The organism is Streptococcus sp. 2022WUSS083 (genome assembly GCF_044427155.1).
GTDB classification, from domain to species: domain Bacteria; phylum Bacillota; class Bacilli; order Lactobacillales; family Streptococcaceae; genus Streptococcus; species Streptococcus hashimotonensis.
In genome coordinates this window covers 36,579-53,739 of record NZ_JAOTGK010000004.1, presented here as the reverse complement: position 1 = coordinate 53,739, position 17,161 = coordinate 36,579, and the positions used below count along the sequence as shown (strand labels likewise).

The 17,161-nt window shown below is 33.7% G+C and carries 13 protein-coding genes; 12 read left to right on the top strand and 1 reads right to left on the bottom strand.

Annotated elements, in window-relative coordinates; translation table 11 throughout:
* The first annotated feature begins 65 nt into the window (after window positions 1-65).
* Window positions 66-503, top strand: a complete 438-nt coding sequence (locus ODU41_RS06130; RefSeq protein WP_253182536.1) for a glycoside hydrolase family 73 protein — start codon at window positions 66-68, stop codon at window positions 501-503.
* A gap of 59 nt (window positions 504-562) precedes the next feature.
* On the opposite strand, the gene ODU41_RS06125 is transcribed toward ODU41_RS06130, so the two are convergent.
* Complete coding sequence (locus ODU41_RS06125) at window positions 563-3,112, bottom strand: LTA synthase family protein (protein ID WP_208546107.1); 2,550 nt, start codon at window positions 3,110-3,112, stop codon at window positions 563-565.
* Between the two features lie 213 nt (window positions 3,113-3,325).
* On the opposite strand from ODU41_RS06125, the gene cps2T reads away from it, so the two are divergent.
* The 11 genes from cps2T to ODU41_RS06070 are packed head-to-tail and all read left to right on the top strand — an operon-like array spanning window position 3,326 to window position 17,085.
* Window positions 3,326-4,474, top strand: a complete 1,149-nt coding sequence (cps2T, locus tag ODU41_RS06120; protein ID WP_208546108.1) for a beta 1-4 rhamnosyltransferase Cps2T — start codon at window positions 3,326-3,328, stop codon at window positions 4,472-4,474.
* On the top strand, window positions 4,471-5,400 hold the full coding sequence (locus ODU41_RS06115) for a glycosyltransferase family 2 protein (RefSeq protein ID WP_024389878.1): 930 nt from the start codon (window positions 4,471-4,473) through the stop codon (window positions 5,398-5,400). Before cps2T ends, ODU41_RS06115 begins: the two co-directional genes overlap by 4 nt.
* 2 nt (window positions 5,401-5,402) lie before the next feature.
* The gene (locus ODU41_RS06110; protein ID WP_024389879.1) at window positions 5,403-6,209 is read left to right on the top strand and encodes an ABC transporter permease; all 807 of its coding nucleotides are present in this window, start codon (window positions 5,403-5,405) and stop codon (window positions 6,207-6,209) included.
* Window positions 6,209-7,426, top strand: a complete 1,218-nt coding sequence (locus tag ODU41_RS06105; protein ID WP_024389880.1) for an ABC transporter ATP-binding protein — start codon at window positions 6,209-6,211, stop codon at window positions 7,424-7,426. Before ODU41_RS06110 ends, ODU41_RS06105 begins: the two co-directional genes overlap by 1 nt.
* Window positions 7,408-9,171: a rhamnan synthesis F family protein gene (locus ODU41_RS06100; RefSeq protein WP_232051791.1), complete on the top strand. Its 1,764-nt coding sequence runs from the start codon at window positions 7,408-7,410 to the stop codon at window positions 9,169-9,171. The genes ODU41_RS06105 and ODU41_RS06100 overlap by 19 nt, the downstream gene beginning before the upstream one ends.
* Window positions 9,172-9,203: 32 nt before the next feature.
* The gene (locus ODU41_RS06095; RefSeq protein WP_024384362.1) at window positions 9,204-10,463 is read left to right on the top strand and encodes a polysaccharide biosynthesis C-terminal domain-containing protein; all 1,260 of its coding nucleotides are present in this window, start codon (window positions 9,204-9,206) and stop codon (window positions 10,461-10,463) included.
* Window positions 10,460-11,767: a DUF2142 domain-containing protein gene (locus ODU41_RS06090; protein WP_044674149.1), complete on the top strand. Its 1,308-nt coding sequence runs from the start codon at window positions 10,460-10,462 to the stop codon at window positions 11,765-11,767. The genes ODU41_RS06095 and ODU41_RS06090 overlap by 4 nt, the downstream gene beginning before the upstream one ends.
* A gap of 22 nt (window positions 11,768-11,789) precedes the next feature.
* Window positions 11,790-12,779: a glycosyltransferase family 8 protein gene (locus ODU41_RS06085; protein ID WP_024403174.1), complete on the top strand. Its 990-nt coding sequence runs from the start codon at window positions 11,790-11,792 to the stop codon at window positions 12,777-12,779.
* Window positions 12,780-12,781: 2 nt separating this feature from the next.
* Window positions 12,782-13,762: a glycosyltransferase family 2 protein gene (locus ODU41_RS06080; RefSeq protein WP_141590874.1), complete on the top strand. Its 981-nt coding sequence runs from the start codon at window positions 12,782-12,784 to the stop codon at window positions 13,760-13,762.
* Window positions 13,763-13,771: 9 nt separating this feature from the next.
* Complete coding sequence (locus ODU41_RS06075; RefSeq protein WP_044669876.1) at window positions 13,772-15,832, top strand: rhamnan synthesis F family protein; 2,061 nt, start codon at window positions 13,772-13,774, stop codon at window positions 15,830-15,832.
* Window positions 15,832-17,085 (top strand): glycosyltransferase family 4 protein, encoded by a 1,254-nt coding sequence (locus ODU41_RS06070; RefSeq protein WP_044669875.1) that lies wholly within the window; start codon window positions 15,832-15,834, stop codon window positions 17,083-17,085. The genes ODU41_RS06075 and ODU41_RS06070 overlap by 1 nt, the downstream gene beginning before the upstream one ends.
* Window positions 17,086-17,161: the final 76 nt, after the last annotated feature.

The window sequence follows — 17,161 nt, the reverse complement described above, 5'->3', positions numbered from 1 at the left end:
CTGCAGGTACAGGTATTGAAACAGGAAAACTTTCTAATGATCAGAAAAGTTTCATAGCTAATCTAGTGCCTGCAATTGAGCAAAATTCAAAAGCGAATTCTATCCTTTCTAGCGTCATGTTATCTCAAGCCATCCTAGAAAGTGCATGGGGAACGTCATACTTGGCGACTCATGGGAATAATCTTTTTGGCATCAAAGCGAATGCTGCATGGACGGGGGATACAATTGAAATCATTACCAATGAATACCGTGATGGTGAGAAGAAGCAAGAAAAGCACTTGTTTAGAAAATATAATTCATGGAATGAAAGTGTAGCAGACTATGCTAAGTTCTTTACCTCTACTCCGTGGAGAATAAAAAATTACCAGAGTTTTAGGGAGGCAACTGATTATCAACAAGCGATTCTTGCGTTAAGACAATCAGGATATGCTACTGATCCGAAATATGGTGAAAAATTACGATCAATTATCGAGAATTACAAGCTTTATCTTTTAGATGATTAAGTTTTTTGGATGATTGATGATAAAATAGCCTTGCTCAAAAACGAGCAAGGCTATTTTTATCACTCATATAGATCTGTTAGAGGTCGTTTATCAACGGCACTATTGTATTCTAGTTGTAAGTAGGTTTGGTAAAGTGATAGGCTTGACATGTCTTCAATTTGTTGACCGCTATTATCGATGTTTCCCCAACTAGTAATGATAGGTGCTTCGATTTGCATATCGCTCAAAAATTGTTGGTAAGGTGATCGAGGAATGGCATAGTCGGATTCGGATAAAATATCCATCAAATATGGAACGAGATAGTTTGGGCTAATAGTTGTAGATTCACGTTCCTTAATATCAAAATTAGACCAAATCACAAAAGGGGTAGAATATTTAGCAGCAGGATTATTTTCATCCATAAACTGCGCGTAAAATTCTTGACTCAAACTAGGTTGGTGATCGCCGTACATGACGATGACCGTAGGCTCTTTGTAAGTGCTAAAGAAAGTAATTAAATCAGCAAATGCTTCGTCCGTCTTCTTCATGCTGGTCAAAAATTCTGTTTCAGCTAAGTATTCAGATGTTGAACCATTAATGCTGACTTCACGAGGGTAAATTTCTTCCGTACTTGGATAGCCTCCATGTCCTTGCATAGTGACAACAAAGCTAAATAGTGGTTGGTCTCCTTTTTGGGCATAAAGTTCTTTTATTCCGTTGAATAAGAATTGATCAGATGGCCAGCCGCGATTAATTGTTAGTGGTGCTAAGCTACTAATAGCAGGTTCCGAATCTAAAAAATAAGATTTATTAAACCCTAGTAGAGGATATACTGCATGACGGTTGTAATTATTTCCAGATTGAGGATGTAGAGCCACGGTCTCATAATTTTTATCTTTTAGATAGGATGCAAAACTTGGTCGTTCTTGTGTGATAATCTGTTGATATGGAAATAAATTAGAAGATAGTAAACTGATTGGGTTACTTGTCAGAACTTCATACTCTGTATTAGCTGTTCCGCCTCCAAATACAGAAACGTTTAATGTACCGTGAACAGCATTATCTGTTAAAGCATGTTGGTTTGAAAGTGGATCAGGCTCCATATTTAATCCCTGTAAGTTTGAAAAATCACTCTGTGATTCATTCTGTATAAAGATAATATTAGGCCGGATTGTTTGTTTTTCTGTTTCAGGAGAGTAATTCTCAAGAACTTCATTAAGTTTGGGAACTGAGTATCCGTCAGGCTTAGTTATTTTACTATCTTCATAGAAAGAGGCGAGCGAGAGTGGCAGCCCAAATTGACCGTAGGTCACGTACATTCTCCAGTAGTTCAATGATATATTTGCATTAGAGACGACAGTTTTATTAATCATTGGAACGATTGTTATTAAAGTTATATATCCTAGTAAGATTCTGCTGAAACGTTTCGGCCATTTGAAATCATAACTAGAATAGAACGTTCTAGAAGGTAGAAGTTTTGGTAAATATAATTTAGGGATAAAGAAAAAGAAGGTCAATAAAATATAAGAAAATACCATGCTTTGTAGCATCCGATTGTTGATATTAATCGCTACGCTAGAAGCTACATTTAATCCATCTGTGATTTGAAAAAGATTATAAAATAATAGAGGAGCACCACGGCTGTCAATCAAAAGTTGGTTACTTATACCAATAAATACTGAAGCGGACAGAATTAATAGGCTGGCAAATCGTAGGTTAGTTGTAAAGACCAGTATTAGGTAGAGGACTCCGATAATGATTAGATTGTTCCAAAGACTGTTTGGGGAAAGAGTAGAGAATTGTGAATAGCTATTTTCAATAATAAATAATGAAAAAATGGGAACTAGAAGATAAATCACTGATAGACTAATCGTTTTGAAGGCTTTAGAGATATGACCTCGGAGTTGTTTGTATCCCAAAAGACTAAAAAATATCAGGTAAGTCAGTGCAACTAATAGCTGTTGAGTTTCCATTTTATTAAAACTGGAATTAAATAGTACTAGTTCGTTGCGATATAAACGTGGGAATGTAAAAGTAGTGAATATATATTGAGTGATTAATAATATTGTTAAGATGCTGATATGTCTTCTCTTGATTCTCCGTGTTGATCCATTTAAGATAAAGCATGATAGGCCTAAAGCAAGAACTATTAAGTGGAGATACCAAAAATGATTATCTTTAGTTATCCGTAAAGTATAGGGAAGTTCAATAAAGGCTAAATTTTTATATTTATCTCCAGTTGATGTGTCAACGGATTCAACCAATTGTCCACCAACTTTAATTTTTACAATAGTCGGATTTTCACTAACAAAGTATTCAAATGATAAGGTTCTTACAGAAGAGGATGATTTAATTATGAGTGAATTTTCCTCACCTAGAGAAGAGAAGTTAGGAATTAAATCAGTATCATTGATTCCCCATTGGTTTTCTATAATTTCTGATGAATGAATATAGCGTCCATTTATTTGGATGCTGTCGATTACTTGGTTTGGTTGTTCTGCGATTATTTCTATAGTTCCATCATTTTTGGTAGAACCTAATTCGTTTTGAATGAGATGTGCATAGAGAAAAAAACTTCCAATCAATCCGATGGAGATTAGTATGTGAATAAGCTGTTTGATTAATTTCATATTTATTAACAATTCTAAGTTTTATATTTTTATGTAAAAGCCAGTACATATTATATCAAATTTTTCTTATTAACTCAAAATTTGTTTTTATCTATACTGTGGAGTTAGAAGTGTAGAAAAAGAAAAGGCTTTATAGCCAAACTAGGATAGAATTAGGAAAAAAAACTAAAAAATGGTATAATGAAAAGAACTGCAATTTGATGGAGAGGATTCATGAAACACGTTTTTATTATCGGTAGTCGTGGACTGCCAGCAAAATATGGTGGCTTTGAGACCTTTGTCCAACAATTGGTCAGTCACCAGCAATCTGAGAAGATTTGTTATCATGTGGCTTGTTTATCGGATACAAGTCATCACCAACATTCGACCTACTTAGGTGCAGATTGCTTCACCATTAATCCACCAAAACTTGGACCGGCTCGTGTGATTGCTTATGATATGATGGCGATCGCTTATGCCCTTAAAATCATTAAGGAACAGCAGATAGAGCGACCAATTTTCTATATCTTGGGAAATACCATAGGTGGCTTCATAGCACCTTTTGCGAAAAAGATTCACTCTGTTGGAGGTATCTTGTTTGTCAATCCAGATGGTTTGGAATGGAAACGGGCCAAGTGGGCTAAGCCAGTCCAGAGGTATCTAAAATTTTCTGAAAAAATGATGGTCAAATATGCTGATTTGATTATTGCTGATAATGAGGGAATTGAGGATTATATTCAATCTGAATACTTAGCTACCAATACACGCTTTATTGCCTATGGTACAGATTTAAGTCCGACTAAGTTAACAAAAGAATCTGAACAAGTTCGCCAATATTTTACAAATTGGGACATGAAAGAGAAAGAATTTTATCTGATTATCGGTCGTTTTGTACCTGAGAATAACTATGTGACAGCAATTAGGGAGTTTATGGCAAGCAACACGAGACGTGATTTAGTTATTGTTGCAAACCATGAAGGCTCTGCCTATTTTCAAAAATTGAAAGATGAGACAGGCTTTATATCCGATAAGCGGATTAAGTTCGTAGGAACAGTATATGACCAAGAACTACTTAAGTATCTGCGCCAAGAATGTCGAGCTTATATTCATGGACATGAAGTTGGAGGAACCAATCCTAGTCTCCTAGAAGCGCTGGCGCAAACCAATGAAAATTTGGTTTTAGGTGTCGATTTTAACCGCAAAGTTGCCCTAGAAAGTGCTCGGTATTGGAGTAAGGAGTCAGGTAGCCTGAGTCAATTAATTAACCAAATTGATGAGAATGCTGAAGCGGTGGAATTAGGAGAAATTGCGAAAAAACACATGAAGGATGAATACACCTGGGAAAAAATCGTCCAAGAGTACGAGGAATTATTTTTACAATGAAAGTAAACATACTCATGTCGACCTACAATGGTCAACAGTTCTTAGCTGAGCAAATTCGCTCTATCCAAGAACAGACTTACACAGACTGGACACTATTTATTCGTGATGATGGTTCCAGTGATCGAACAAGAGAGCTTATTAAAGATTTTGTTGAACAAGATCAGCGAATTCATTTCATAGATGTTGAGACAGATGAAAATCTCGGTGTCATCAAAAGTTTTCATAGGCTAGTTCATTATGATACTGCTGATTTCTATTTTTTCAGTGACCAAGATGATGTTTGGCTACCAAATAAACTGGAAGTTAGCCTGAAAAAAGCACAAGCCTATCCAACAAATTTGCCATTGATGGTTTATATGGACCTCAAAGTTGTCAATCAAAATCTAGAGGTTATGGCAGAAAGCATGGTAAAATCTCAATCTCATCATGCCAATACGGAATTGGTGCAAGAGTTGACTGAGAATACTGTGACTGGCGGTGTCGCCATGATTAATCATCATCTTGCTGAAATGTGGCAAGTAACTGAGGATATTTTGATGCATGATTGGTATCTGGCCCTGCTTGCGTCAGCCTTTGGAAATTTGGTATTTATTGATCAACCAGGGGAGCTGTACCGCCAGCATTCTGATAATGTTTTAGGAGCTCGAACTCTCTCAAAACGCTTTAAAAAATGGATTCGCCCTCATATTTTATTTGCTGTCTATTGGGATTTGATAAAAAATAGTCAAAAACAAGCCCGCCACTTACTACAAATGCCTCTATCTCAGTCAAATAGAGAATTAATTGAAGCATTTGTAACCATTATGGATAAACCAATGCTTGAACGATTCAGGATTTTAAGAAAATATGGATTGAGGAAAAATAAGGCTTTCCATACATTGGTATTTATAACACTCATTATTACAAAATTTGCTTATAAGGAATAGTTATGAACTTATTGAATAGAGAAAACCAGATTCTTTTGAAAGAAATGGTAAAAACTGATTTTAAACTGCGTTATCAAGGTTCTTTGATTGGACACCTATGGTCGATTTTGAAACCGCTAATGCTATTTACAATTATGTACTTAGTATTTGTACAATTTTTACGTTTTGATGATGGGACACCTCATTATGCAGTAAGCTTACTGCTTGGTATGGTTACTTGGAACTTTTTTACTGAAGCAACCAACATGGGAATGATGTCCATTGTTTCTCGTGGAGATTTGTTGCGTAAATTGAATTTTTCGAAAGAAATTATTGTCTTTTCTTCAGTTGCAGGAGCTGCAATTAATTACGCCATTAACTTAATGGTTGTGTTTGTATTTGCTGCTATTAATGGGGTTCCCTTTACTTGGTCCGTTTTAGTTATAATCCCACTGTTTTTTGAATTGGCATTACTAGCAACAGGTATAGCTTTCATCCTATCTTCTTTATTTGTAAGATTTAGAGATATTGGTCCAATTTGGGAAGTGTTCTTACAGGCTGGATTGTATGCGACACCAATTATTTATTCATTGACATTTATTTTACAGCGTGGGCAAGTAACATTTGCTAAATTGATGATGTTGAACCCTGTTGCACAAATTATTCAAGACTTGAGACATTTTATTGTTTATTCTGGGAATACTACAGTTAGTGAATTGATTGAAAATCCTGTTATTGTGGCAATTCCGTATATTCTTCCAGTCGTTGTTTACCTATTGGGTATAACTGTGTTTAGAAAAAATGCCAAAAAGTTTGCGGAGATTTTGTAATGGTAAAAAATAATAATAATATTGCTGTAAAAGTAGAACATGTTAGCAAGAGTTTTAAGCTTCCAACGGAGAGTAGTCAGAGTCTAAGAACTACTTTAGTCAATTTATTTAAAGGGATTAAAGGCTACGTAGAGTATAATGTTTTGCAGGATATCAGTTTTGAAGTTGAAAAAGGGGACTTTTTTGGAATTGTTGGTCGCAATGGTTCTGGTAAGTCGACACTGTTAAAAATTTTATCTCAAATATATGTTCCTGAAAGAGGGACTGTAGCTGTGGATGGTAAATTAGTTTCTTTTATTGAACTTGGTGTTGGTTTTAATCCGGAACTAACTGGTAAGGAAAATGTATACCTAAACGGTGCGATGTTAGGATTTACTGCAGAAGAAATTGATGCAATGTATGATGATATTGTTGAATTTGCGGAATTAAGTGAATTCATGAATCAAAAGCTAAAAAATTATTCTAGTGGTATGCAGGTACGTTTAGCCTTTTCAGTTGCCATTAAAGCTCAAGGAGATATTCTGATACTTGATGAGGTTCTAGCAGTCGGTGACGAGGCCTTTCAGCGTAAATGTAATGATTATTTTCTAGAGCGTAAAAAAAGTGGAAAAACGACCATTCTTGTCACCCATGATATGGGAGCTGTGAAAAAGTATTGTAATAAAGCTCTTCTTATAGAGAAAGGATACGTCAAGGCATTAGGAGAACCTGATGATGTAGCTAATCAATACAGTTTTGATAATGTGCTTGCCTCAATAAGCGAAGTTACAGAAAACGAAGAACCTCTGCATCAGAGTGATATTGTAAAAGATTTGCAGATTAACTTGGTCTCAAAAAATCAAATTGAACCAGATGAATCAATTGAAATCGAGTTTAGATATACGGTTTTAGAAGATATTGAAACACATGTTGCATTTACATTTTTAGATTTAGAACGTCATTTTGATGTATATAACGACAATTCTATGGATTTAAAAACGTTTGGCAAAGGCGAGAAGTTTTTCCGAGTGAAATGTAAGCTACCTTCAATTAATCAGGCAAAATTAAAAATGGCGGTGTCAGTACGAAATAGTAATAAGCAGCCGTTATTATTTGCCAAGACTTCTGACACACCAGCTATTTTTATTAGTAGGAAGTTTAGTACTGATAATATTGCAGAGGAAGACGCAGCAACCGGGTTTATTCAGAGAAATAGCCAATGGGAACTACTAGAATAATAAAATATAACGGAGGCAGAATGTCGCGTTTGTTGGTATATGTTCACTATAATAAATATAATGTTGTCAGTGAATATATTTATTATCAATTAAAGTCGATACGAAGTATTTATTCAGACATAGTTTTTGTTTCTAACAGCCATGTTTCAAAGGACATAGTACAATATTTACAGTCGGAACGACTGATTGATTTTTTTATCCAAAGAGATAATATTGGTTATGATTTTGCGGCATGGAAAGAAGGGCTGAATCAGGTAACATTTTATCAATATGATTCGGTAACTCTGATGAATGATACATGTTTCGGCCCCCTCTGGAACCTAGAGGATTATTATAGTCAATTTGACAGTGATGTTGATGTAGATTTTTGGGGGATGACCAATCACTTAGAGACAAAAATAGATAGTGTAGTTGTCCCGGAACATTTACAGTCATATTTTATGGTATTTAAAAAACGAATCTTGCAGAGTCAAGCATTTGTTGGTTTTTGGTCATCGGTAAGTGAGTTAACAGATATTCAAGATGTTATAAAATTATATGAGAGCCAATTGACAAAAATACTTTTATCAGAGGGCTATAGCTATAAGTGTGTATTAGATACGTCCATTTGTTGTAAAAGCCTTGAAAATAGCAACATTACACTAGAATATCCAGAAGTTATACTTAAAAATAATGTTCCATTCATAAAAATAAAGAGTTTTACCGAATATCCAGACAGAATATATTCTTTATTACATCTTATTAGGATGAAAACGAAATATCCAGTTGAATTAATCGAGAGGCATTTGAGGCAGATAATTATTCCGGGTACGAGTTTTATTCCTCAAATACGGGTTTCGCAAACAACAGAAACCGCTCGTTATTCGACATCGGTGCTTCTTCGTATTCACATAGAATCAGTGTCTATTTTTGAAGAGTATATTGAAGAGTTATGCAAAATAGCCGATAGGTGCCAGTTACTAATAACATTGCCAGAAACTGATTTTTCAAATAATTTTAGTATAGTTGAGAGATATTTATTCACCTACCAATTGAGAGCACAGATTGTAAAACTCACAGATGAATTGCATTTTTTTGAAATAGTAAATAACTATATGGGAGATGCCAAATATCTTGCTCATATAACTGTCAAACAAACAAACGAAATAAAATATTCTGTAGAGGATATTATTGACAGGTATCAGTTGAGGAAAATGTTTTTTACATCATTTGATGCAGTGATTTCTAATTTTGAATCACAATCTAATTTGGCTGTAGTTATTCCAGACTTAACAACTAATCAAAGATATGATAGAAAAAGCCTTCGTGAGGCCAATCCAGAACTTATTCGTCAATTGAATATACTCTATGAATCACTTGCGAGAACTAAGAAAGTTAATTTTTATAAAGTGCCTTATATAATCGGAGAAGAAGTAAGTTGGTATTGGATAAAAACAGAACACTATAAAAAGATTGAGGAGAAATTTAGAAACATTGATTTTTCAAAAGAAGATAGATTATTGCTGGTTCCAATATTATTTATTTATAGCGCGTGGGATTTATCAAATGATTATGCAGTGGTCGAGAATACTGAAAATGTGAGTCCAATATTGGAAAAGATTAGTTTTTCCAGCGAAAGGGAATTGCGTTTGATTATTGAAGAGAAGGAATTTTTACAAATTGGACTGAGAAGGACACTAAAGATAATATCTGTTGGGATTGTGAGTGTGTTTAAGATGATAAAGAAATCTCTATTAAAAAATTAGGGATAACGGATGACAAACAAGGGGAAGATAGTGTGAAGAGCAAAATAGTATCACCAAAAACAATATTTATTTGGAATTTATTAGGAAGTATTTCTTCAGCAGCAATATCAATATTTTTATTGTTACTAGTAACACGTTTGTTGACGGAATTAGAGGCTGATATTTTTAGTTTTGCCTATGCAGTAGCAAATCTTTTTGTAATCATTGCTAGTTTTCAGGTAAGAGATTATCAAGCTACTGATGTTTCGAAAAAGTTTTCGTTTAGCCAGTATCTTGCAACAAGGCTTATAACAATCACTATTATGCTATTACTTGCCTTAAGCTATATTTTTCTGTCTAAATATGAATTTCAAAAATCTGTTTGTATTTTCCTAATATGTTTGTATCGCGGAAGTGATGCTCTGTCGGACGTTTTTCAAGGATTGTTCCAACAAAATGCTCGGCTAGATATTGCAGGTAAATCACTTTTTTTGAGAAACTCTATTGTGATTTTGACATTTGGAATTGGTTTGTTTATAACCAATAACCTGCTACTCTCATTAATCTATCTAGTAATTAGTTCATATTTATTTGTTTTCTTTTTTGATGTTCCGAATTTGTTTCAATTTACGAGGATTATCAAAGAAGAAATTAATTTGAAAGCCATTAAAAATATATTGTCAGAATGCTTGCCGTTATTTATTAATGCATTTTTACTTGTTACTATCTATAATCAACCTAAATATGCTCTCAATACTTTTTTTGAGAGAGGTGTTATAGGAACAGGTGTTCAAAGAGATTTTAACATTTTATTTATGCCTGTTTTTTCAATGAATATTTTGTTGATTTTGTTTAGACCCATGATAACTCAGTTGGCTATATATAGAAGAGCTGGGGACTATAATCAATTTAAACAATATCAGAAGCGTATCGTTAAAATGGTTGTCGGATTAGCTGTGTTAGTTTTGGTTGGGGGAATAGTATTGGGGATTCCAGCATTAAATATTCTCTACGGAACGAATCTTAATAAATATTGGCTCAGCTTTATTATAACAATGCTTGGGGGAATTGCGAGTACCTTTGCAACCATTTGTGATAACATGCTTACTGTTTTGAGGAAGCAAAAGTATCTCGTAATTTCATTTGCAATTTCTTGTTTATTATCCATATTGATTTCTAATCCACTGGTAGAATATTATGGAATATTGGGGGCAGCTATTGCTTTTGTTAGTTCGATGTGGACTTGGTTTTTAATTTCTTTAGTAATATATCTAAAATTGCAAAAACATTTGAATTGGGAAGTACAAGAATGAAGATAGAAAAATTATTTTTAAGGTTAGCAATCCCCTTTTTGTTAATTTCAATATTTGTTATGCCTGTGACAAAGGTTCCTGATGAAGCAACACATGCTTTTATGTCGTGGAATATATTATTTGATTCTCCGACAAGTAGAGATACAGAGGCAATGAATGAATTACGGACAACAGATTTTGCATATTCAAAACCGGAGATTCATGCAGTTGATTCTACAGAATATTCAAGCCTTTTTACCAAAATTCGTGATTTTTCAAAGGACAAATTATCTATCGATTTTTCTCTGAAATCGTTAATGAGTACACCTCAGCTAATTGGTCTAGTTGTAGGAAAATTGCTTTATCCGTCATATGGTATGATGGTCACTATAGGGCGCCTTTTTAATACAATAGTCTATATTATAGGTATCTACTATTTGATAAAAAAAATAAAGTATGGAAAGATGACCCTGTTTTTTGTCTCACTTTTACCTATGATGATTCAGCAGGCTGGCTCACTGTCTTATGATGTGGTGAACTATCTGGCTGTTGTTGCATTTTTTGTTTTTTATGTTAACTTATTGGTAGACAAGGTACTGACCACCAGGAAATTTATCAACTTAATATTACTATCCTTGCTACTATATTTAACAAAAGCAAATAATATTTTACTTTTGGCACTATTGTTTTTTGTTGATTTTGAATTTGAAGGCGTCTTATCTAAGTTTAATTCTCTTTTAAAATGGATTCAAAAGAGAAGATTACCAATTCTTATTTTAGGGTTTGGACTAGTTTTACTTGTTAGCTATATATTCCTACATAACAGAGGTGGTGTCGTGCACTTTGTGAAAGTGATGATAAACAGTTTATTTATCAATAACAGAAATGATCATCTTAATGGTATTTTAACAGTTGGTATTTTTGGTTATTTTGGCTGGTTTGTCACTCAACTACCTCTCTGGTTAATTTTCATAGATATTTTCATTTTTACGTTATTATTATTTAATGATGGAAATTTAAAGATAAGTAAAACAGAAGGTCTTGCTTCGTTATTTGTACTCCCTGTTCAGGTAGCTATCATTGTAGCGGGCATGTATTTTGCATGGACACCGACAGCTATTGGACCAAATGCAATAATTTCTCAGGGGGCACAAGGAAGATACTTTACTCCGTTTTTAGTCTATCTATTTCCGGCATGTTTAATATTAAAAGAGCAGGTAAGTGTATCGGTAAAACAGAAGTATTTGATACGGTTGATCACTGGCACAGTAGTCATTAACTTTATCATGTATCTATTTTTGATAGTGGATTATTATTGGTTGTAAGAAGATAGTGGAAGAGGGAAACGTGAATATATTATTTACATTGAATGATGCTTTTGTTCCGCAAGTAGCGGCTTGTATGGGCTCAATCATGCGAACATTAAACGAAGACGATACATGCCATTTTTATCTTTTCTCAGATGGTATAAGTCAACAGAATAAAGAAAAACTTCATCAATTTGTTACCGACGGAGGAAATAAATTGACAATCGTTGAATTGGAAAACTTGGAATCATATTTTGATTTTGAAGTTGACACAAATGGTTGGGCTTCGGTTGTACTTGCAAGATTACTTGTAGATAAATTACTGCCCGAAGAAGTTGATAGAATCATCTATTTAGATGGAGATACCTTAGTTTTAGAAAATATTCGGGAGCTATGGGAAGTAGATTTGGAGGGGAAAGTCCTTGGAATGTGCCCAGAACCGACAGCTTCGTCTGAGAGAAGAGAAAGCTTAAATTTGGGTACGTATACATATCATAATGCGGGAGTTCTTCTAATCGATTTGAAACGGTGGCGTTCAAAAAGTATAGGAACAATTATTTTTGATTATTATAAAGAAAAAAATGGAGAGCTTTTTGCTAATGATCAAGATGCATTGAATGGAGCATTGAAAGAAGAGATAAAAACACTCTCAATCACTTATAATTATTTTAATATTTTTGATGTTTATCCATATCGTACATTGGAAAAATTAAGTAGTCCTTCAACGTTTATTTCAAAAGAAGAATTTGTAAAAATTCGTAAGCAACCACGTATTGTTCATTTTTTAGGCGAAGAACGCCCATGGAGAATCGGAAATAAACATCGATTTAGAGAGGACTATGTTTCTGCATTAAATCAGACGCCATGGAGTGGTACTCAATTTGAGAGTGGTTGGCAGCTTTACTTTTTCTGCTTTAATCTTTTTAACATGGTTATGAAGCCTTTTCCTATGTTGCGTTATAAAATTATTACAGTCTTAATTCCTGTATTCATGAAATATAGGAAAATTAGATTACAAAAAGGAGTCTAGGTGTGAAGTTTTCCGTTATTATCCCAGCGTACAATGTTGCTGATTATCTGGAAGAATGTGTGTATAGTGTACTGAATCAGACTTATGAAGAATTTGAAATATTGTTGGTAGATGACGGTTCTACAGATGGTAAAACCTCCAATATATGCGATAAATTAGCAGCTAAAGATGATAGGGTGAAGGTATTTCATCAAACTAATGGTGGGCAATCAATTGCGAGAAATACGGGAATAAAAAATGCTAGTGGTGATTATATTTTATTCCTAGATGGTGATGATTTTTGGACTGATGTGCATTTTTTAGATGAAATCAATGAAGAACTACATTCTCACGAGGAAGTGGTAGATGCAGTAATTTATCCATTTTCATACTGGTATGGTAATGCTGATATAAGAGTTCGTGATTTCCCTCAAAAATTACCTAGACATGAAATTATTACTGATTCTGTTCTACTTGTAGAAACAGGCGCATTGATTGCTCCTGTTTGGAACAAGTGTGTTCGCAGAGAACTATTTGCAGATTCTTTGATGTTTCCAGATGGGTTAATGTACGAAGATGGTATTTGGTGTGCAGACCTATTAAAAATAATAACTTGTTGTTGTGTCATTGAAAATTCTAATTATATGTATAGACAAAATAGAGATGGAAGTTTTACTAACAAAATTACACAAAAAAAAGTCTATCATGCCTTTAGAGGAATTGAAGAAAATTTAAAGAATTTTAAACAACTATCGCATGAGAAACAAGAAGCACTTTTGATTTATTTATCAAATTCTTATATTTCCATCTTGCCATTTGTATTTCCATATCTGAATAATTCTGATATAAAAATGTTTGTGAAAAAATTTAGATATTTGCTAAAATATTCACAGAAGGTAGAACTTGTTTCGTTTAGAATCTCAGGTTTAATGACCAGAGTTCTGGGGATATATGTATCAACATTTATTCAAAACAAACTTTTGAAAATTTATAAAAGTAGATAATAATAGAAAGTGATTGGTAACACTGTGAAAAGGTGGATTAGAAATTTCACAACGCGATTATTTATCTTATCAGGTAAATACAAGCTATTGTTTTATATATTAGAGCTTACCAAAAATATTGCAAAGTTTTTCTGGAGAATTCCAAAATATATAAAGCGAACTCTACTAGCTTTACAACGTGATAAACAACGTAGAAATAATTATTCAGATATCAAAAATCGTTACTTGATTTACACAATTTATGAACATCAATCGTCTTTACAGGACTATAAAGTAATTTTTTTAGAGGCATTGGCTAAAATTTCTCGAGATGTTTTAATTGTTGTAAATGGTAAACTTCCACAGGCTGATATAAATCGTTTAGCACAATATGGTAAGGTTGTGGAAAGAGAAAATGAGGGGTATGATGTTGCGGCTTTCCGACATGGGATAATACATACTGGAAAAGAGACGTTACAACAATATAATCAGCTCATCTTGGTTAATGATACGAATATTGGTCCTTTTAGAGATTTGGAAGAGGTTTTCTCTGAGTTTAATTCCGATCAGCTAGACTTTTGGGGAATTTCGATGGGTGAGGAGCAGCTAGACTTTACTGGTTATAACCCTTATGGTAAAATTCCTAAGCACTTACAATCATATTTTGTTGTTGTTGAAAATAGCTTGCTTAGGTATGAAGGATTTTATGATTATTGGGAAAAGCTCTCTGATACGGATTCTCGTAATAAGGCAATTGGAAAACATGAAACTGTGTTTGCAAAATATTTTTATGATCGAGGCTTTAAGTATGATGCATTGATTAAAGACACGAAAGATAGTGCATTGTATATTCATCCGCTTAAATTATTAAAGCAAGGTTGTCCATTAGTTAAGTATTCGGCCTTTAGAAATTATGACAGAGAACAATATTTTTGGCATGGTTTAGAAAGAGAATCTGAGATTCCGGATTTGATGGAGTATATTGCTAAGGAAACAGATTATCCGATTGAAGTGGTGTCTTCTATATTAGAAGATTTTAAAACTAGAGAAAATCAATCTTATATTTTGATTATTGATGGTGTCGAAAATATTATTCCACAATGTACACGTTATCGTGTGTTAAATAAGGCTGAGCAATTGCGAGAACTTGGTTATACAGTTCGAGTGATAAATAATTCTCTTGTACAACTTCAGGATGCACAGTTTGCTAGTCATATTATTATTTATAGAGCTCCATTCAATGATATGCTGAAAGAAATTTGTAGGGCGGCACACATAAAGAACAGACCTGTTTATTTTGATATTGATGATTTGGTTTTTGATACAAAATTTACAGATGAACTTGAATTTACCCAAGGTTTGAGCAAGAGAGAGAAAAAAGGCTATGATACAAGTGTCTTAGCTTACAAAAAAATGCTTTCTCTCTGCGACTATGCTATCACATCAACTTCGAAATTGAAAGACGAGCTTGAACAATATAAAAACAAGGTTATCTTGAATCGCAACGTCATGTCTAAAGAATTAGTTGAGCGTAGTTTACAAGTTAAGAAAAATTCGAACGACAATAAAGTCAAAATAGGATATTTCTCAGGGTCAATTACACACAACGAAAATTTTGATTTAATTAGTCAAGCATTGCTACATCTGCTTCAAAAGTACCCGCAAGTGGAATTACATATAGTAGGATATTTAGACATTCCTAAACCATTCCAAAAATTCAAAAAACAGATTGTGAGTCATGAGTATGTTGATTGGAGAAAGCTTCCAAATTTAATTTCACAAGTTGATATTAACTTGGCGCCGCTTGTAACCACAACTTTTAATGAAGCAAAGTCGGAAATTAAATGGATAGAAGCGGCAGCAGTTAAAGTTGTGACCGTTGCAAGTAATCTCGGAGCATTTGAAGAAATGATTCAAGATGGAGTGACTGGAGTTCTAGCAGATGATAACGAATGGGAAAGTAAATTGGAGAGATTGATTCTTGAACAAGACTTGAGAGAACAAATAGCAGAAAATGCTTTTGAATTTGTAATGAATCATTGCACTACAGCAAATAGAATTAATGATTTTTTGAAAGAAGAGTTAGTCTAATGAAACGTATTTTGTTTATTTCTCCTACTACTAGTATGGATAATGGTGCGGAGAAGTCTGTTTATTATCTAATGAAGTACCTTATTCAACTGGGACACACAGTTATAAATGTTACTCATGCAATAGGAGGGGAACCACAAGATAAGCATGAGCAACTTTATAAAATGATAGGGGTTAAGAATTACTATTTACCAACTGTCAAGTGGTGGTGGCCGGATGCACCAGGTGGAGAAATCCTTAATAGAGAAGAGGCTACAAGCTACTATCGCCAGAATGTTCAAGACATAGCTGAAATTATTGAGCAAAATGAGATAGACTTGGTTATTTCAAATACTGTTAATGTTTTTCAGGGAGCAATTGCTGCCTCATGTCAAAAGGTTCCCCATTTTTGGCTAATTCATGAATTCCCTAAAAATGAGTTTGCTTATTATGCTGATAAAATTGACTTCATAGAAGAGTATTCTTCAGAATTATTTAGTGTGACTGGAGAGTTAAATAATTTTTTAACACCACTATTTAATAAGAGAGTCCATCCGTTTATTTCTTATACTGAGCAAGAAACAAAAGATTTAAAAAAAGGCAACCAAGTTAGAATTGTTTCTGTTGGTCGATTAACAGAAGGAAAAAATCAATTAGAACTTATAAAAGCATATAAGACACTAAATAGATTAGATATTGAATTGGTTTTTATTGGAGGATGGGATAGTAAATACAAAGCTATTTGTGATGAATATATCCATGAAAATAAATTACAGAAAAATGTTAGATTTTTAGGTAACTTAGATAATCCTTGGGAAGAAGTAACTGATAGAGATATCTGTGTTTTCCCCTCATCTATGGAAACTTTTGGCTTAGTCTATGTTGAAGCAATCTTAAGAGGGCTTCCAGTAATTCTATCAGATAATTTAGGACATTTGACGGCATTTGAAATATTCTCAGCAGGTCAAATTTATAAATTGGGCGATATAGAAGAGTTGGTGACTAAGTTAGAGCAAGTGCTTGAATCCTTTAGGGATTTTTCAGATAGGGCTCGGCTTGATGTGGAACGTTTACGTACTCTATATACACCGGAGGTTGCCTATAAAGAAATACTGAACGGCATCAATCACTTAGAATATACTGGACACCAAAATACAAATTTAAGTCACATAAAAGAGTTACTGACTTTAAATATGCATCCAACAAGATTGGAGCGTTATGCAAGATTGATCAGCAATATCGCGACAAAAATCAGACATAAACTTCGACTTTAATGAATAATAGGATAGCTATGCTAAAATATTTATATTACAGTTTCTTCAAATGAATAGTAGAATCTGAAAAATTATA